Consider the following 18,452-nt stretch of genomic DNA (forward strand, 5'->3'; position numbering starts at 1 on the left):
GCCATCCATGGCGCTCACGCCCCTGCAACCGGACCCACCCCGCCTTCGACAGATTCCTGCGATCTGCCGGAACGGCGTTCTGCTCTGGTAGGTGTCGCCCTGGGTCGACACGTCGGCGCATGGGTCAGATCCGTTTTCCACAGGAAAACGGATCTGACCCCGGAAACAAAAAAGATCCCCGGTCGACCCGCATCGACCGGGGATCTGGATCGCCACGTTGCCATGCCTTGGAGAGGCAGTTCCACCGTAGCGCATCGCGGTGCCGGTGGTGATCGCCAGTAGCGATGACGACCAAGCGCGTGGCTATCAGGCGCCGGCCAGGGCCTGTTCCAGGTCAGCACGCAGGTCGCCGATGTGCTCGATGCCGATCGACAGCCGCACGGTGTCCTCGCTGACGCCAGCCTTGGCCAGTTCGGCGGCATCCAGCTGGCGGTGGGTGGTCGAGGCGGGATGGGTGGCCAGCGACTTCGCATCGCCGAGGTTGACCAGGCGGGTGAACAATTTCAGCGCGTCAAGGAAACGTGCGCCTGCCTCGCGCCCGCCCGGCAGGCCGAAGGTCAGCACGCCCGAGCCGTGCCCACCCAGATAGCGCTGCGCGGCGGCGTGCTCGGGATCGTCGGCCAGCCCGGCATAGCGCACCCACGCCACCTTTGCGTGTGACTTCAGGAACTGCGCGACGGCCAGTGCGTTGGCGTTGATGCGTTCCATGCGCAGGGCCAGGGTCTCGATGCCCTGCAGGATCAGGAACGCATTGAACGGCGACAACGCAGCACCGGTATTGCGCAGCGGCACCACCCGCGCGCGGCCGATGTAGGCCGCTGGCCCCAGGGCTTCGGTATAGACCACGCCGTGGTAGCTGGGGTCGGGCTGGTTGAGCCGCGCGAAGCGTTGGGGCTGTGCGGTCCAGTCGAAGCGGCCGGAATCGATGATCGCGCCGCCGAGGCTGGTGCCGTGGCCGCCCAGGTACTTGGTCAGCGAATGCACCACGATGTCGGCGCCGTGCTCGAATGGGCGCAGCAGGAACGGCGTGGCCACGGTGTTGTCGACGATCAGGGGCACGCCAGCGGCATGCGCGACCTCCGCAATCGCAGCGATGTCGGTGACGTTGCCGCGCGGGTTGCCGATGGATTCGACGAACACCGCCTTGGTGCGCTCGTCGATCAGCGCGGCGAACGCGGAAGGATCAGCCGGATCAGCAAAGCGCGCCTGGATGCCGTACTGCGGCAGGGTGTGCGCCAGCAGGTTGAGGCTGCCGCCATACAGCGCGCTGGAGGCGACGATGTTGTCGCCGGCCTCTGCAATGGTCTGGATGGCATAGGTGATCGCGGCCTGCCCCGAGGCCAGCGCCAGCGCACCGATGCCGCCTTCCAGCGCGGCCAGGCGCTGCTCCAGCACGTCGGTGGTGGGGTTCATGATGCGCGTATAGATATTGCCCGGTACCTTCAGGTCGAACAGGTCGGCGCCGTGCTGGGTGTCATCGAAGGCATACGCCACCGTCTGGTAGATCGGCACCGCCACCGCGCGGGTAGTCGGGTCGGGACGGTAGCCGCCGTGCACGGCCAGGGTTTCCAGTTGCCACTGCGGGTCGCTCATTGCGCCAGGCTCCATCCGGGGAAACCGCCACCATAGGCCAGCCGTCGCCGGCCGCTGAAAGCTGCTGGCGATGACGTCCATACCGGGGGTTATCAGGTTGGCCGCGATTCAGGCAGCGGTCACGGGGCGTTGATAGGCTTCGCCGCCGGGCGCTCCTGCCCGGGCACGGAGGCCCCACGCGCATGCAGCCATCCCCCTGGACACCCACCGCCAACGGCACCCCGACCCAGGTCTTGTTGGTGGAGGACGACCGTCGCTTGGCCGAGCTGGTCAGCGACTATCTCCACGAACATGGTTTCGCCGTGCAGCATGTCGCGCGCGGTGACCTTGCCGGCGCGGCCTGCCGCCAGCATGCGCCCGAGCTGGTGGTACTGGACCTGATGCTGCCCGGCCTCGGCGGCATCGACGTGTGCCGGCAGATCCGCAGTTTCTCCGACGTGCCGATCCTGATGCTGACCGCCTGCGAAGACGACATCGAGCAGGTGCTGGGCCTGGAATCGGGCGCCGATGACTATGTGCACAAACCGATCGAGCCGCGCCTGCTGCTGGCCCGGCTGCGTGCCCTGCTGCGGCGCCGCCATGGCAGCAGCAACACCGGTACACCCAGCCGTCTGATGCATGGCGAACTGCTGATCGACCGCATGCAGCGCGATGTGCACCTGCATGGTCAGCCGGTCGAGCTGGGCACCACGGAATTCGAGATCCTGTGGCTGCTGGCCAGCCAGCCGGGGCAGATCCTGTCGCGCGACCATATCCTGCAGGCGGTGCGCGGCATCGGCTTTGACGGCCTGGACCGCAGTGTCGATGTCAGCATCGGCAAGCTGCGCCGCAAGCTCGGCGATGATGCGCGCGAACCGCGGCGGATCAAGACCGTGTGGGGCCGTGGCTACCAGTTCAATCCGTCGGCCTGGACGGCATGAAGCGGCTGTTCCTGTGGTTGTGGTTTATCACGGGTGCCTGCTTCCTGGTGTCGGTGTTCTTCCTCAACCACATCCTGGACGGCATCTACACGCCCGTGCAGGATCGCGTCTTCGTCCAGCAGGTGCGTGGTCAGGTGTACGCCCTGCGCAGTGGCCTGGCCGGCCTGGATGCCGACCAGCAGCGTGAGCGCCTGCAGCAGTGGCAGCCACACTACGGCATCGCCCTGACCCTGCTCGACAAACCTCCCGCACTCGACGCGCAGGAACAGGTGGCCGTGAAGGCCGATGGTTTCATCGTGCGCGATCAATACCAGCAGGTCCTGCTGCCCATCGAGGGCAGCGATGGCCGCTGGCTGCACCTGCGCCTGCCTGGCGCGGTGCAGATGACGACGTACATGACCATCGCCGCCTACCTCAGCATCCTGCTGCTGGTGGGCGCCAGCCTGTACGCGTGGGTGCGCCTGCTCTGGCGCGACCTGGAAGCGCTGCGCCGGCATGCCGACCGCATCGGTTCGGGCGATCTGCAGGCACGTGCACAGGTCTCGCCACGCTCGCAGATCCGGGTCATCGTCGACCACTCCAACCGCATGGCGGCACGCGTGGCCGAACTGGTGCAGCGCCAGCGCGACCTGACCCATGCGATCTCGCACGAGCTGCGCACGCCGATCGCGCGCGTGGCCTTCGGCCTGGACCTGATGCAGGACAGCGATGACCGCGAACGCCGCGAACGGCTGGCGCAGGGCCTGCACGGTGACCTGGCCGAGCTCAACCGGCTGGTCAGCGAACTGCTGGCTTACGAACGGCTGGAGCATCCCAGCGAGGGCGAGCCGATGCAGCGCATCGAAGCCAATGACTGGCTGCAGGCCTGCCTGGCCGATGCGCGCCGTGATGCCGAACGTGCCGGGGTGGTACTGCGCGTGCAGCCCAGTGCGTTGCCGCGGGTGGATGCCGAACCACGCCTGCTGCAGCTGGCACTCAGCAATCTGGTGGGCAATGCGCTGCGCCATGCGCGTTCGCAGGTGGAAGTCTCGCTGGTCGGTGTCAGCGGCCGCGCCTGCCTGCGTGTGGACGACGACGGTCCCGGCATTGCCGAAGCCGATCGCGAGAAGGTGATGCGCCCGTTCACCCGCCTGGATGACAGCCGCAGCCGCGATACCGGGGGCTTCGGCCTGGGCCTGGCCATCGTCAGCCGCATTGCCGTCCGCCACGGCGGCGAGCTTCGCATCAGCCGCGCCACGTTGGGCGGCGCGCGCCTGGAGATGCACTGGCCGCTGGCTGCCAGCTGAACGCCCTTGGGCGCAATTACAGTTGATTACAACTCCCGCACAACTGCGGACGGATCGGTCGCCGGCGTATCGCCACGCTAGTGACCCTGCAGCACTCGCCGGATGCGCGTGCTGCCTTCCTCCCATTGTCGAGAGTTTCCATGTCCCAGCTTCGCCGTTCCCCCGCCCTGCTCTGCCTGGCCCTGTTGCCGCTGTTCGCCGCACCGATCGCCCACGCCAAGGATGACCACTGGACCTTCGAGGTCGCTGCCGGCGGTGGCGTGGCGCCGCGCTACAGCGGCAGCGAGGAGTATCGTGCGACGCCGTCGTTGTCCTTTGATGTCACCTCGCCGGGTGGATGGTTTCTGGGCACCAGTGGCATTGGCTGGGGCACCTCCATCGGCGAACACACCCGCGTGCGCGCGTATGTCGGCGCCAGCGGCATCCGCAAGGAAAAGGACTCGCTGCTCGGCGGTTCCGACTTCCTGCGCGGCATGGGTGATATCGATGCCCGTCCCCTGGTCGGCGTCTCGGCTGGTTATACGCTGGGCGAAGCCGTGCTGAGCGGCTCCTGGCAGTTCACCCGCAAGGACGAGGACAAGGCCGAGAACGGCCTGGCCACCCAGCAGATCCATCTGAACCTGAGCATGCCGCTGTTCGACCTGGCCGGCGGCGTGGTCAGCGGCAGCGTGTCCACCGACTACGGCAACCGCGGCTACATGCAGACCTGGTACGGCGTCAGCCCGGAACAGGCGGCGCGTACCGGCTTTGCCGAGCACAAGCCAAAGGCCGGCCTGGTCAGTGCCGGTGTCGGCCTGAAGTGGAGCCACCGCGTGGGCCGCAACGGCAACTGGTACATCTCGGCCGAAGGCACGCGCCTGCTCGGTGATGCCGCCGACAGCCCGATCGTGCAGAAGGCGAACCAGTTCGGCTTGATGAGCGGCTATACGCACCGCTTCTGAGTGAGCGCCGGGCATTGCCCGGCCCACTTCGCAGGAAACGGGGCGCTACAGCCAGGCAGCGCCCCGTGTGAATCACGCTTTGGCGAACACCAGGCGGCCGCCGTCGTTTCCGACTTCGATGGTATCGCCGTTGACGAAAGCACCGGACAGGATCTGCTGCGCCAGCGGATTCTCCAGCTGCGACTGGATTGCACGCTTCAACGGGCGCGCGCCATAGACCGGATCGAAACCGACGTTGCCGAGCAGGTCGAACGCCGCATCGGAGACCGCCAGCTTCAACCCGCGCTCGGCCAGCCGCTTTTCAAGCCCACGCATCTGGATGCGCGCGATCTGCTTGATCTGCTGCTTGTCCAGCGGGTGGAACACCACGATGTCGTCAAGGCGGTTGATGAACTCCGGCCGGAAGTGCGCCTGCACCACGCCCATCACCGCCGCCTTCATCTGCGTGTAGGCCTCCGGACTGTCGTCGGTGCTCATGTCCTGGATCTGGTGCGAGCCCAGGTTCGAGGTCATCACGATGACGGTGTTGCGGAAGTCCACGGTACGGCCCTGTCCATCGGTCAGGCGGCCATCGTCCAGCACCTGCAGCAGGATGTTGAACACATCTGGATGCGCCTTCTCCACTTCGTCGAGCAGGATCAGCGAATACGGGCGACGACGCACCGCCTCGGTCAGGTAGCCGCCTTCCTCGTAGCCGACATAGCCCGGGGGCGCACCGATCAAGCGGGCGACGCTGTGCTTCTCCATGAACTCGCTCATGTCGATGCGGATCATCGCGTCGGCGCTGTCGAACAGGAATTCGGCCAGCGACTTGCACAGTTCGGTCTTGCCGACGCCGGTCGGGCCGAGGAACAGGAACGAGCCGGCCGGGCGATTCGGATCGGACAGGCCCGCTCGCGAGCGGCGCACCGCATCGGAGACGACCTTGATCGCTTCCTCCTGGCCGACCACGCGGTTGTGCAGCACCTCTTCCATGCGCAGCAGCTTGTCGCGCTCGCCTTCGAGCATCTTGTTGACCGGAATGCCGGTCCAGCGCGATACAACCTCGGCGATCTCCTCGTCGGTCACGCGATCCTGCACCAGCTTGAAGTCTTTGTGCTCGGCCTCCTGGGCCGCGGCCAGCTGCTTTTCCAGCTGCGGCAACAGCCCGTACTGGATCTCGCTCATCTTGGCGAAATCCTGGCGGCGCTGCGCGGCCTCCAGCTCCAGCTTGGCCTGCTCGACCTGTTCCTTGATCTTGGTCGCGCCCTGCAGCGCGGCCTTCTCCGACTTCCAGATTTCATTGAGGTCGGAGAACTCGCGCTCCAGCCCGTCGATGTCGTTTTCCAGATCGGCCAGGCGCTGCCGCGAGGCTTCGTCCTTCTCCTTCTTCAGCATCTCGCGCTGGATCTTCAGCTGGATCACCCGCCGCTCAAGGCGGTCCAGCTCCTCCGGCTTGGAGTCGATCTCCATGCGCAGTCGCGAGGCGGCTTCGTCCATCAGGTCGATGGCCTTGTCCGGCAGCTGGCGGTCGGTGATGTAGCGGTTGGACAACGTCGCAGCCGCCACGATGGCCGGATCGGTGATTTCCACGCCGTGGTGCACCGCGTACTTTTCCTTCAGGCCGCGCAGGATCGCGATGGTGTCCTCCACCGACGGCTCGCCCACGAATACCTTCTGGAAGCGACGCTCCAGCGCAGCATCCTTCTCGATGTACTTGCGGTATTCGTCCAGCGTGGTGGCGCCGATGCAGTGCAGCTCGCCGCGTGCCAGCGCTGGCTTCAGCATGTTGCCGGCATCCATCGCGCCATCGGCCTTGCCGGCGCCGACCATGGTGTGCAGTTCGTCGATGAACAGGATGATCTGGCCCTCGTTCTTGGCCAGGTCGTTGAGCACGCCCTTCAGGCGCTCCTCGAATTCGCCGCGGAACTTGGCCCCGGCAATCAGCGCGCCCATGTCCAGCGACAGCACGCGCTTGCCGCGCAGGCCTTCGGGCACTTCGTCGTTGATGATGCGCTGGGCCAGCCCTTCCACGATCGCGGTCTTGCCCACGCCGGGTTCGCCGATCAGCACCGGGTTGTTCTTGGTCCGGCGCTGCAGCACCTGGATGGTGCGGCGGATCTCCTCGTCTCGGCCGATCACCGGGTCGAGCTTGCCGCTCTCGGCACGCGCGGTCAGGTCGATGGTGTATTTCTCCAGCGCCTGGCGCTGTTCCTCGGCATTCTCCGACTGCACGTTCTCGCCGCCGCGCAGCTTGTCGATGGCCGCCTGCAGGCGCGTCTTGTCGGCACCGGCGGCGCGCAGCGCCATGCCCAGCGTGCCGCCGTCGTCCAGCGCCGCCAGCACGAACCACTCGCTGGCAATGAAGGCATCCCCGTGCTGCTGGGCCAGCTTGTCGGTCTGGTTCAGCAGGCGCCCCAGGTCGTTGCCCATCGAGACGTTGCCGGCCTGGCCGGACACCTTCGGCAGCGCATCCAGCGCCTCGGTCAGGCGCTCGCGCAGCACCGGCACGTTCACCCCGGCCTGGGCCAGCAGCGGACGCGTGCTGCCGCCCTGCTGGTCCAGCAGCGCGCTGAACAGGTGAACCGGTTCGATGATGCTGTTGTCGCGGCCCACGGCCAGCGACTGTGCGTCTGCCAGCGCCTGCTGGAAACGCGAGGTGAGCTTGTCCATCCGCATTGCGAATCCTCATCGGTCATCAGGGCCGGCCCGCGCCGGCGATGCTGGAAAGATGCGGTTGCCCCACCCGGTTTCAAGGGTGGCTGCGACTGCACCCCGAGGCCAGTCAGGCTTCGGCCAGCATGCCGGAACCGGTGTGGTCGGCGCGTTGATCCCGATCAGTTCTACGCGGTGAACGGGCTCAGCGGGTGATCGCGCTGCGGATCGCCCGCAGCTGCTGCTTGACCGCCCGCGCCTGGGCGGCATCCATCCGCAGCAGCGCCTTCTGCCCGATCGAGCGCGACTGCAGGGTGGGATCGACAAAGCGGTAGCGGCCGCGTTCATCGCGCTGCACCACTGGGGACTGGGCCAGTTCCGGGGTGTCCAGCAGGTTGTCGATCACCGCGACCAGGCGGTCGTTGAAGTACCCGTCGGGCCGGCCCAGGTCCACATAGGCCTGCTGGATCAGCGGATAGAAGCGCTTGTAGGCGGTAGACGTTGCCGCCGGGTCCAGCGCGGTGAAGGCCTGCACGTAGGGTGCATAGCGCGCCGCGTTGCTGGCGGCGATGCGTTCGCCACCCTCGCCCGGCTCGACCTGCAGGTTGCCCGGCAGCGGCCGCGCGGCCAGCGCAGTCGGCGGCACGCTGGGCTTGTCCAGGTTGTCGACCTGGGTGACCAGGCGCTGGATCAGATGATCGCGCAGCAGCAGGGTCAGTGGCCCCTCGCCCTGGAACAACTGGGTCAATGCACCCCAGGCGGCCGTATCGCTGTCAGCCAGCTTCGGCAGCGCCGGATCGGCTGCGGCCTCGGTATCCAGCGGATGCTTGATCGCGGGCGGTGCTGGCGCGGGTTCTGCGGCCGCCTGCGGTTGCGGCGGCGCGCTGGTACTGGCGGGGGTTGATTGCACCGGCACGGAAACACCGTCTGCCAGGCGCTTCAGCTGATCGCGGAACAACCAGCCGCCCGCACCACCGATCACCACCACACCCAACACCCAGGGCCAGACCGCCTTTCCGCTCTGCATGATGCAGCACCTCGTATTACACGCATGGAAAGGGTGTGACCCCCACGGTTGCAACGGGTTCCCCGGCTGTTCCGCTGCCGTTGGGGTTCGCCTGCACCCGTGTCGCGCTCACGCCTGCTTTGCATGCTTCGCGCGAGGCTGTACGCCTTGCACTGTGGAGGCACCACCATGCAGTACGCGCTGTATTACTGGACCGGCATCCAGGGCCGTGGCGAGTTCGTGCGGCTTGCGCTGGAGGACGCCGGTGCCGACTACATCGACATGGCGCGGGTGCACGGCGATGCGGTGATGGAGCCGTTTCTCGATGGCGGCAGTGAAGGTGCGCAGCCCTTCGCGCCGCCATTCCTGAAGGCGGGCCGCCAGGTCATTGCACAGGTCGCCGCGATCCTGGATTTCCTCGGCCCGACGCTGGACCTGGTGCCGCAGGCGGCCTCGCGGCGGGTGCAGGCACTGCAGTTGCAGCTGACCATCGCCGACCTGGTAGCCGAGGTGCACGACACCCACCATCCAATTGCCGCATCGAAGTACTACGAAGAGCAGAAGAGCGAAGCCAAGGCGCGTGCCGCGTCACTGCGCAGCGAGCGGCTGCCGAAGTTCCTCGGCTACTTCGAGCAGGTGCTGGCCGCCAATGGTGGCCGCCACGCACTGCGCGAGCATTCCTATGTGGATCTGTCGCTGTTCCAGCTGCTGAGCGGGCTGGACTACATGTTCCCGCGCCGGATGCAGGCACTGGCGCCGACCCTGCCCCTGCTGCGCGCGCTGCAGGAGCGGGTGGCAAAGCGGCCGAACATCGCCGCCTATCTGGCCTCGGAGCGGCGGTTGCCGTTCAACACCAACGGTATCTTCCGCCACTACCCGGAACTGGACGCCGAACGGTAGTGCCGGCCGCTGGCCGGCAGCTGCACGATCCGACCGAAGCCCATGAGGTTGCCGGCCAGCGGCCGGCACTACCGTTGGGTCAGTTGTTTTCACCCAGCGGCTGCACCGGCTGCTTCTGCAGCGAAAGCAACCCCAGCAGCAACGCCAGTGCCACGTAGGCACCAGCGAACTGCCAGCTGACGATGCGCGCCAGGCCGTCCAGCTCCCACGGCAGGTAGATGCCACCGCGCGGATCCACCGAGTGGATCAGCCCGAACAGGGTCAGCACCGCAGCCACCAGCAGGAAGCCGCAGGCACGGCGCAGGCGGCCATCGACCATCGCCGCCACCGCCGAAATCCACAGCATCGAGGTGATGATGAAGCCGTTGCCGAGGGTAAAGATCACCGCCAGCTCGGGCAGACCGTGGCCATCCAGTTTGGTCAGCAGCTGCGGCAGCTGGTCCGGCGCGATCCAGCCAGGTGCCTTGATCGCCAGCAGGTAGGCCACCGACGGCAGGAAACCGAACACCATCGCACCGGTGTGGTGACGCGGCGTGGCCTGGAAGGCCTGGGTGGTGATATCGATGGCCACGTACACGATGATCGGTGCCAGCACCGCCAGCGGCAGCCACTGCACCAGCCCGGAGATGATGCCGAGCATGCCGCCGATGCCGACGAACAGGCCGGTCAGCAGCGTGTAGCCGCTGCGCGCACCCATGTGCTTGTACGCCGGCTGGCCGATGTACGGCGTGGTCTGCGCCACGCCACCGCAGACGCCGGCCACCAGCGTGGCCACCGCTTCCACCAGCAGGATGTCGCGGGTGCGATAGTCGTCGCCGGCTGCGCGCGCGCTTTCAGACACGTTGATGCCGCCGACCACCATCAGCAGACCGAACGGCAACAGCAGCGGCAGGTAGGTCATCGCGGTGGGTAGGCCGTCGAGGAAGCCCAGCGTCGGCAGTGGCAGCACCACCTGCGGCGGCACCCACGCCGGCACATGGAAGCCCGGCGCGCCCAGCCCGGCCAGGCCGAGGCCGTAATACAGCACGGTGCCGAACACGAAGGCCAGCAGCACGCCCGGGCCACGCACCGGCAGCTTGCCCTTGGCGATCAGCACGTACAGCAGCAAACCGAGCGTGGTGAAGCCGACCAGCGGCGAGCGCAGCGTTTCCAGCAGCGGCAGCAGGCCCATCAGCACCAGCGCGATGCCGGCGATGGAACCCAGCAGCGCGGCTCGCGGCAGCGCGCGGGTGACCGCTTCGCCGAAGAACGACAGCACGAACTTGAGCACGCCCATGATGACCAGCGCGGCCATGCCCAGCTGCCAGGTGGCGATGCCCGCAGCGTGCGGGTCCATGCCCTGCTGCTTGAACGCGAGGAAGGCCGGGCCGAGCACCAGCAGCGCCATGCCGATGCTGGTCGGTGCATCCAGGCCGAGCGGCATGGCGGTGACATCGTCGCGGCCGGTGCGCGCGGCCAGCCGCCGCGCCATCAGGGTGTACAGCAGGTTGCCGACCAGCACGCCGAAGGCGGTGCCGGGGAACATGCGGCCGAACACCACGTCGGCGGGGAACTGGAAGATCCCGACCAGGGCCATGGCGATGAAGCCGAGGATGGAGAGGTTGTCGACGACCAGACCGAAGAAGCCGTTGAAGTCACCGGCGACGAACCAGCGACGCGGTGCGGCGGAAGCGGGAGCGGACATGGAAGGGGCGGTGGGGGTGGGGACCGCCGATGGTAGGCCCAGCGGGGCCAGCGCGCCAATTCCGTCGTGGAATGATGGGTTCCAGCCAACGGCGGAGCCCCTCGTGGCTGGGGGGGGCGTCAAAAGCAGCTTTATCGGAGTGGGCCGGTCGGGATGGGCTGCGCAGGACACGCCGTAAACCCATCCCTGGGGGCTCGATGGCGCCATCCATGGCGCCAACGGTCCTGCGCAGCCCATCCCGACCGGCCCCTGATAATTCCCTGATAATTCCTTGCGCGTGCCAGCCACGGAAAGGAATCAAAGGATCAAAAGCAAAAGCGGGTCGCTTCGCTCTGAGCCGAGCATGGCTCGGCTCTACACGAACAATTCGATCATTTCCACGCTATCCACGCAGGGCGTGGATCTACCGACAGATCGCAGGAAACTGTCGAAGGTGGGGTGGGTCCGGTTGCGGGGGTGTCCGCGGCATGGATGCCGCGGCCAAGCCCCCAGGGACGGGTTTACGGCGTCCCCCGCAACCGGACCCACCCCGCCATCCCTCAGGAAGCCCGCTTCTGCTCTGGCTCCGGCTCGTAGCGGGTGCAGGGCGCAGCCCTGCATCAAACCCACCCCGTTACTTCTTCAGGAAGTTGTCCACCAGCAGATGCTTCACGTCGTCGAAGCGGCCGTTCAACACCGCCTTGGCTGCATACAGCGCGGTACCGGCCACCTGCTTGGCCTCGATCTGCGGCGGCATCACCAGCTCGGCGCGGCTGGTATGCACATCCAGCAGCGCCGGGCCGCGCTGGGCCAGGAAATCCTGCACCGCTTCCTCCAGATCCTCACTACGGGTCACCGTGCGGCCGTGGAAGCCGATCACCTCGGCCAGGCGCCCGAAGTCCGGGTTCTTCAGGTCGGTGTAGTTGTCCAGCAGGCCTTCCACCTTCTGCTCCAGCTCGACGAAGTTCAGCGAGCCATTGTTGAACACCACCACCTTGATCGGCAGGTTTTCCTGCACCGCGGTCAGCAGGTCACCCAACAGCATCGCCAGGCCACCATCGCCGGACAGCGAAATCACCTGCCGGCCGGGGAACGCCTTCTGCAGGCCCAGGGCCTGCGGCATTGCATTGGCCATCGTGCCGTGCAGCAGGCTGGTCAGCGTGCGGCGGCGACCGTTGACGCGGATATGCCGCAGCACCCAGACCATCGGCGAGCCGCCGTCAGCGGTGAACAGCGCATCGTCGCTGGCATGCTTCGACAGCAGCGCGGTCAGATGCTGCGGGTGGATCAGCTCGCCCTCGCCCGGCTGTTCTTCCTGCTCGCGCTTCTTCAGCGCCTTGTCGCGACGTTCGATACATTCGTCCAGGAAACTGCTGTCCTCGCGCGGCGGCAGCATCGGCAGCAAGGCATCCAGCGTCGGTGCGATGTCACCGACCACGCCCAGGTTTACCGGGTGGCGGCGGCCGAGGTGGCTGCCATCGCGGTCGACCTGGATGATCGTGGCCTTGTCCGGGTAGAACTGGCCCCAGGCGAAGTCGGCGCCGAGCAGCAGCAGCGTGTCGCACTCCATCAGCGTGTGGAAGCCGGATTCGATGCCGAAGATTCCGGTCATGCCCATGTTGTACGGGTTGTCCGGCTCGACGAAATCCTTGGCGCGCGAAGTATGCGCAACCGGCGCCTGCAGGCGCCGGGCCAGTTCCAGCAGCTGCGCGTGCGCGCCCTGGCAACCGGCACCGGCATAGATGCCGATACGCTTGCCCTGCCCCAGCAGCTCGGCAATGCGCTGCAGTTCGGCGTCGGACGGGCGCAGCACCGGCTGGGTGTAGTGCACCGAGAACGGCACATCGTGCTTCACCTCAGCCTGGCTGATGTCGGCCGGCAGGATCACTACCGCCACGCCACGCCGGCTGATCGCCGCCTGGCAGGCCAGGGCCACCACGCGTCGCGCCTGCTCCGGGCTGTGCACCTGCTCGCAGAACACCGTGCAGCTGCCATAGACCGCCTTGAAATCCACTTCCTGCGGAAATTCCATGCCCAGCTCACTGGTCACCACCTGGCTGGCGATCAGCACCATCGGCGCACGGTTGCGGTTGCTCTCAAACACGCCGTTGATGAAGTGCAGGCCACCGGGACCACAGGAGCCCGCACAGGCGGTCAACTCGCCGCTCACCAGCGAATCGGCGCCTGCGGCAAAGGCTGCTACTTCCTCATGCCGCACATGCACCCATGCGATCTCGCTGCCATGCATCGCATCGGTCACATGGTTGAGCGTATCGCCCACGATGCCGTAGCAACGGCGGACACCGGCCTGCTGCAGGGCGTCCACCACGATTTCGGCCACGCGCTTGCTCATCGGATACATCCTCGAACGGGGGAACGTCCGAGGCTAGACCCGATGAAGTGATGCCTCCGCAAAAAAAGGGGACGGAGGGAATCAAGTCGTATGTGCCACAAACGACTTGATTCCCTCCGTCCCCTTTTTCTTCAATCGTTGACGTTGATCCAGCCCACCACCGCGCCCTGCTTCACGTTGCGGTAGCGCAGCTTCACCCAGCCGTCCTGTTCATCCAGCAGTTCCACGCGATCCCCCTGCACCAGGTAACGCTTGGTGCTGGACGCGCCGGGTCGGTCGAAGAGGAACAGGCGCGCGGGCACCACGGTGGCCTGCTGCCCCCGCAACGGCCCGTCCGGCGGTGCTCCCAGGCCATCGGCGATGGCACTTTCCAGCACACGGCCGGCGGGGTCATAGGTGCGCCAGACCGCCAACGGGCCCTGCTCTTCGGTCTGTTCCCAATGCAGCGCGGCGTTCAACGTATCGCCCAGCATCAGCACGCTCTCAGAGCGGTACAGATGGAGCTTCGCGCCTGCAAACCGGTACTGGTCGGTGTACCACATCGGGCCGCTGCGGCAGCTGCTGGTCAGGGTGCGGCTCGGACGGTCGACACTCAGCCCCATCAGGTCACCACAACTGTCCTTGCCGTGGGTATCGGCCTGCAGCGCGCGGAAACCGGCACTGGCCGGATCGAAGCGGTACACCGCCACCGCCTCGTTGACCATGCCTACCGAGGCGCGCGCGACCAGTTCCGGGTAGCCATCGAAATCGACGTCCTCCAGACCCCAGCGCGAATTGCCGTCGGCATCCGCCGCGCCCGCCAGCGTCTGCCGCTTGCCCGACGGTGACAGCTGCACCACGATGCTTCCGTCCTGCTGGGGATCGGCGTGCGCCTGCACATGCGCGGCCACCTGGAAGCGTAGCGTTTCGCCCTCGTCCTCCGCCTGCGCCGTCGGTGCCAGCGCGCCGGCCAACACCAGGCCCAGCAGGCATTCCCTGTAGTTCATCATTGCTCCCTGCGGCACCGCGGCGGCACCTTCAACTCAGAACGATACCTCGACCGGCTGCCGCGACCACAGCACCGACTGATGCCTGGTCTGCTGCTTCCACGCCAGGCGGATCGCTTCGATATCGGCGCGGCGCTGCGGGGTGTCCTCATGCAGCACCACCAGCACCTTGGTGCGCAGGCGGTTGGGCGCGGCATCACCGCGGAACAGCCATTGGCCATAGGCATCGAACACGGTCAGGCCATCCGGGAAGCGCGGGGTCACTTCCTTGTCCAGGAAGGTGCGCCACTGCGCCTCGCTGATGGTATCGGCCTGCGGGCGGTTGCCGGCGCCCTGCTCCTCGCCCACGCCGAAATACAGCTCGCTGCGCACCCAGCCGTGGCCGGCGGACGGGCGTGCAGCATCGCCCTTCAGTTCGGCGGTGGTGGCCGTGGCATAGGCGCTGGGCGCCTGCGATGAGAGGCTGGCGCAGCCGCTGGTGGCCAACAGCACGGCGAAGACGAGGCCAAGGTGTTTCATCGGTACAGCTCCGGAGAAGGGGGGACAAGGCGAGCCGGCAGCGTACAGCGCCACCGGCCCGGCGTGCTGATGCCAACCGGGCATCAGCTCATGCCGGACCGGCAGGGGCTTGCATCCGCACCGGTCATCACGCGAAGATAATATATCGCTTCATCCGGATGGATGTAAGTGAAACTATCTCCTCTTCCCCCGTCGTCGTTGTTGCTGGAGCCCCCATGTCCGCCCGCCTGCCCGCGTCGCCGCTCGGCCTCGCCATCGCCCTCGCGCTTTCCTCCGCCGCCGCCCCGGCCCTGGCCCAGGACGCCACCAACCTGGATACGGTGATCGTCACCGGCACCCGTGCCGCCGACCGCACCGTGCTCGAATCCACCTCGCCGGTGGATGTGCTCACCGCCGAGGACATCCGCAAGGCGGGCGTGGTCAACGGTGAGCTGGGCAGCGCGCTGCAGGCGCTGCTGCCGTCGTTCAACTTCCCGCGCCAGTCCAACTCCGGTGGCGCCGACCATGTGCGCGCCGCGCAGTTGCGTGGCCTGTCGCCGGACCAGGTGCTGGTGCTGGTCAACGGCAAGCGCCGCCACCACACCGCGCTGGTCAACACCGACAGCAAGATCGGCAAGGGCACCACCCCGGTTGATTTCAATTCGATCCCGGTCAGCGCGATCAAGCGCATCGAAGTACTGCGTGATGGCGCTGGTGCGCTGTATGGCTCGGATGCGGTGGCCGGTGTGATCAACGTGATCCTCGACAACGGCGGCGACGGTGGCGAGATCGAGGCCAGCTACGGCGCCAACCACACCGACCTCAAGCCGATCGGGCGTACCCTTACCGACGGCCAGACCGGCAATATCAGCGCCAAGGTCGGTACCTCGCTGGGCGAGGACGGCGGCTTCCTGCGCGTCGGCCTGGAATACAAGCACCGCAACGGCACCAACCGCGCCGGCTTCGACCAGATTCCGCCGTGGGACCAGACCCCGGGCAACCTGGCGCTGCAGGGCAAGCGCAACTATGTGCTGGGCGATGGCAAGAGCAAGGACATCAACCTGTGGCTGAACACCGAGATCCCGGTGGGCCAGACCTCGACATTCTATGCATTCGGCACCTTCAACCAGCGCGATACCGAAGGTGCGAACTACTTCCGCTACCCCGATGGCGAGGCCAACTGGAAGGAGGTCTATCCGAATGGGTACCGGCCGATCTCCGAGGGCGAGAACCGCGACGTTCAGGCCGTGGCCGGCGTGCGCGGGCAGTGGGGCGAATGGAGCTACGACGGCAGCCTGGACTACGGCCAGAACGACTTCACCTACCGCCTGCGTGATTCGCTCAACGCCTCGCTGGGCCCGACCAGCCCGACCCGCTTCAAGACTGCCGATTACCAGTACGCACAGACGGTGGGCAATCTCGACCTGAGCCGCGTGTTCACCCAGAGCGACAGCATCAGCCACACGCTGGGCCTGGGCGTGGAAGCGCGCCATGAGCGCTACCAGACCCGTCCCGGCGACCCGGCCAGCTATGCGGCCGGCCCGTACACCGACCGCCCGACCGGTTCGCAGGCCGGTGGCGGCTTGACCCCGCAGGACGCGGCCACCCTGTCGCGCGATGTCGCCAGCGCCTACGCCAGCCTGTCCAGTCAGTTCGGCGAGAAGTTCTCCACCGACCTGGCCGCGCGCTACGAGCACAACGACGACTTCGGCGGTGAACTGACCGGCAAACTCGGCCTGCGCTATGAATTCACCCCGGCGTTCGCGCTGCGCGGTGCCATCTCCAACAACTTCCGTGCGCCGTCGCTGGCACAGATCGGCTACGAATCCACCTCCACCGGCTACAACGCTGGCGGCCAGCTGGTGCAGGGCCGCCTGCTGTCGGTCAACAATCCGATCGCGCGTGGCCTGGGTGCGCAGAATCTGAAGCCGGAGAAATCGCTGAACACCTCGTTGGGCTTCACCAGCCGCATCGGCGAGCATTTCGACCTGTCACTGGACTTCTTCCAGATCGACATCGACGATCGCATCGCGCTGTCGGAGAGCATCACCGGCGATGCACTGACCGACTACGTGGCCGCCAACTACGGCGTCAGCGGCCTGCAGAGCGCCAGTTTCTTCGTCAACGCCGCCGATACCCGCACCCGCGGCGCCGAGCTGGTGAGCAACTGGCGCCAGTCGCTGGGCGACGGCCAGCTGCTGCTGACCGGCACCTATGCGTACACCAAGACCACGCTGAAGAACGTGCTGGCCACGCCGGCACAGCTGCGTGCACTGAATCCGGACTACGTGCTGTTCGGCATCGAAGAAACCAACACGCTTACCGATGCCACGCCGCGTACCCGCGGCAGCTTCTCTGCCGCGTGGAGCAACGACCACTGGTCGCTGAGCAGCCGCGTGAACCGCTACGGCAGCGCCACCCGCGTGTTCAACTTCGGTGACGGCTACATCCCGCGCCAGACCTACCAGGCCGAGTGGCAGCTGGATGCGGAGGTCGAATACCGCATCACTCCGCGCTGGAGCGTGGCCATCGGCGGCCAGAACCTGACCGACAACTACCCGGATCGATCCAACAGCGATATCCACTACTTCGGCAACCTGCCGTATGACGTGCTGTCGCCGATCGGCAGCAACGGCGCGTACTACTACGGCCGCGTCCGCTATACGTTCTGATCGCATTGGGTAGGTGCGGACCGTTGGTCCGCACGACACGGTAGTGCCGGCCGCTGGCCGGCAACTTCGTGATCCGGGTGCGGATCTGCTTTGGGGGGGGGCGGACCGTTGGTCCACACTGTTTGAGCTGGATGCAGGCTGACCTGCCGTGCCGACCAACGGTCGGCACCCACCGAAGCAGGGCCGTAGCCTGCCCTCGACCCCGCGTACACGCCCACGCTGGCAAGCTGGGCGTCATGGCTGAACCGCTCCCCCTGCGTCCGCCACCGCCATTGCTGGACGACGCCTGTGCGTTGTTCCTCGATGTCGATGGCACCCTGATCGAATTCGCTGCACGCCCGGATGCCGTGCAGTTGCTGCCGGATGTGCGTGAAGCCATCGGCCGCATCAGCGACCGCCTGGAAGGTGCCGTGGCACTGGTCAGTGGTCGCCCGCTTGAACAGCTGGATCAACTGTTCGCCCCTCTGCAACTACCCGCCGCCGGCCTGCACGGCCATGAGCTGCGTGGCGAAGACGGTCGTGTGCTGCGCGACGAACACGACGACGACACCGCCGAATGGCTGCACGCGCTGCATCAGCAGGCGATGCGCTTCGCCCATGGGCATCCTGGCGTGCTGGTGGAAGACAAGGGCGTCGGCCTGGCCTTGCACTGGCGCGGTGCGCCGCATGCCGCCAGCGATGTCCGCGCCTTCGCTGACCGCCACGTGCGTGGCCGCACCAGCTACCGCCTGCAGCCTGGCGACCATGTGGTCGAGTTCGTGCCTGTCGGCACCGACAAGGGCCGTGCCGTGCGCCGGATGATGCAGTACCTGCCCTTCCGCGGCCGCCTGCCGGTGTTCCTCGGTGATGACCTCACCGACGAATTCGGCTTCGATGCCGCCAACGGCCAGCATGGCTGGAGCGTGCTGGTGGGTGAACGTGAACCCAGTGCGGCCGTGTTCGCGCTGCCCGACATACGCAGCGTGCACGCCTGGCTGCGTGAGAATGCCTATTGACCCGG

13 protein-coding genes are annotated in these 18,452 nt (G+C 66.8%); 6 read left to right on the forward strand and 7 right to left on the reverse strand.

The window, feature by feature from the left end:
• Positions 1 to 306: 306 nt before the first annotated feature.
• Positions 307 to 1,593 (reverse strand): O-acetylhomoserine aminocarboxypropyltransferase/cysteine synthase family protein, encoded by a 1,287-nt coding sequence (locus tag AC5P8Y_RS03285; protein WP_005410771.1) that lies wholly within the window; start codon positions 1,591 to 1,593, stop codon positions 307 to 309.
• Between the two features lie 182 nt (positions 1,594 to 1,775).
• On the opposite strand from AC5P8Y_RS03285, the gene AC5P8Y_RS03290 reads away from it, so the two are divergent.
• The 3 genes from AC5P8Y_RS03290 (at position 1,776) to AC5P8Y_RS03300 (ending at position 4,740) form a co-directional block, all read left to right on the forward strand.
• Positions 1,776 to 2,513 carry a winged helix-turn-helix domain-containing protein gene (locus AC5P8Y_RS03290; RefSeq protein ID WP_111108685.1) on the forward strand — a complete coding sequence of 246 codons (738 nt, stop codon included), beginning with the start codon at positions 1,776 to 1,778 and terminating at the stop codon, positions 2,511 to 2,513.
• A complete protein-coding gene (locus tag AC5P8Y_RS03295) occupies positions 2,510 to 3,799 on the forward strand; it encodes an ATP-binding protein (RefSeq protein WP_111108684.1) in 1,290 nt (429 codons plus the stop codon). Before AC5P8Y_RS03290 ends, AC5P8Y_RS03295 begins: the two co-directional genes overlap by 4 nt.
• Positions 3,800 to 3,939: 140 nt before the next feature.
• Positions 3,940 to 4,740 carry a MipA/OmpV family protein gene (locus tag AC5P8Y_RS03300; RefSeq protein WP_005410774.1) on the forward strand — a complete coding sequence of 267 codons (801 nt, stop codon included), beginning with the start codon at positions 3,940 to 3,942 and terminating at the stop codon, positions 4,738 to 4,740.
• A 72-nt stretch (positions 4,741 to 4,812) separates the two neighbouring features.
• Here AC5P8Y_RS03300 and clpB read toward each other — a convergent pair whose 3' ends face one another.
• Both clpB and AC5P8Y_RS03310 read right to left on the reverse strand, forming a co-directional pair.
• Positions 4,813 to 7,398, reverse strand: coding sequence for an ATP-dependent chaperone ClpB (clpB, locus tag AC5P8Y_RS03305; protein WP_049451219.1), 2,586 nt, complete (start codon positions 7,396 to 7,398; stop codon positions 4,813 to 4,815).
• 181 nt (positions 7,399 to 7,579) lie between these two features.
• Entirely contained in the window at positions 7,580 to 8,401 is an 822-nt protein-coding gene (locus AC5P8Y_RS03310; protein ID WP_111108683.1) for a DUF3014 domain-containing protein, read from the reverse strand.
• Positions 8,402 to 8,569: 168 nt separating this feature from the next.
• Between AC5P8Y_RS03310 and AC5P8Y_RS03315 the strand changes: the two genes are divergently transcribed.
• Positions 8,570 to 9,280, forward strand: a complete 711-nt coding sequence (locus tag AC5P8Y_RS03315) for a glutathione S-transferase (protein ID WP_049403885.1) — start codon at positions 8,570 to 8,572, stop codon at positions 9,278 to 9,280.
• Between the two features lie 79 nt (positions 9,281 to 9,359).
• Here the strand turns inward: AC5P8Y_RS03315 and AC5P8Y_RS03320 are convergent, their stop codons facing one another.
• The 4 genes from AC5P8Y_RS03320 to AC5P8Y_RS03335 form a co-directional block, all read right to left on the reverse strand.
• The gene (locus AC5P8Y_RS03320; RefSeq protein ID WP_164133555.1) at positions 9,360 to 10,964 is read right to left on the reverse strand and encodes a SulP family inorganic anion transporter; all 1,605 of its coding nucleotides are present in this window, start codon (positions 10,962 to 10,964) and stop codon (positions 9,360 to 9,362) included.
• Between the two features lie 613 nt (positions 10,965 to 11,577).
• The gene (locus tag AC5P8Y_RS03325; RefSeq protein WP_111108681.1) at positions 11,578 to 13,296 is read right to left on the reverse strand and encodes a thiamine pyrophosphate-dependent enzyme; all 1,719 of its coding nucleotides are present in this window, start codon (positions 13,294 to 13,296) and stop codon (positions 11,578 to 11,580) included.
• 131 nt (positions 13,297 to 13,427) lie between these two features.
• Positions 13,428 to 14,282, reverse strand: coding sequence for an XAC2610-related protein (locus AC5P8Y_RS03330; protein ID WP_111108692.1), 855 nt, complete (start codon positions 14,280 to 14,282; stop codon positions 13,428 to 13,430).
• A 36-nt stretch (positions 14,283 to 14,318) separates the two neighbouring features.
• On the reverse strand, positions 14,319 to 14,801 hold the full coding sequence (locus AC5P8Y_RS03335) for a DUF3574 domain-containing protein (RefSeq protein ID WP_049410962.1): 483 nt from the start codon (positions 14,799 to 14,801) through the stop codon (positions 14,319 to 14,321).
• Positions 14,802 to 15,016: 215 nt separating this feature from the next.
• Between AC5P8Y_RS03335 and AC5P8Y_RS03340 the strand changes: the two genes are divergently transcribed.
• Positions 15,017 to 17,452, forward strand: a complete 2,436-nt coding sequence (locus AC5P8Y_RS03340; protein ID WP_164133609.1) for a TonB-dependent receptor plug domain-containing protein — start codon at positions 15,017 to 15,019, stop codon at positions 17,450 to 17,452.
• Between the two features lie 236 nt (positions 17,453 to 17,688).
• Positions 17,689 to 18,447, forward strand: a complete 759-nt coding sequence (gene otsB / locus AC5P8Y_RS03345; RefSeq protein WP_005410783.1) for a trehalose-phosphatase — start codon at positions 17,689 to 17,691, stop codon at positions 18,445 to 18,447.
• Positions 18,448 to 18,452: the final 5 nt, after the last annotated feature.

Source organism: Stenotrophomonas sp. YJH_SMC_12-1, assembly GCF_059370935.1.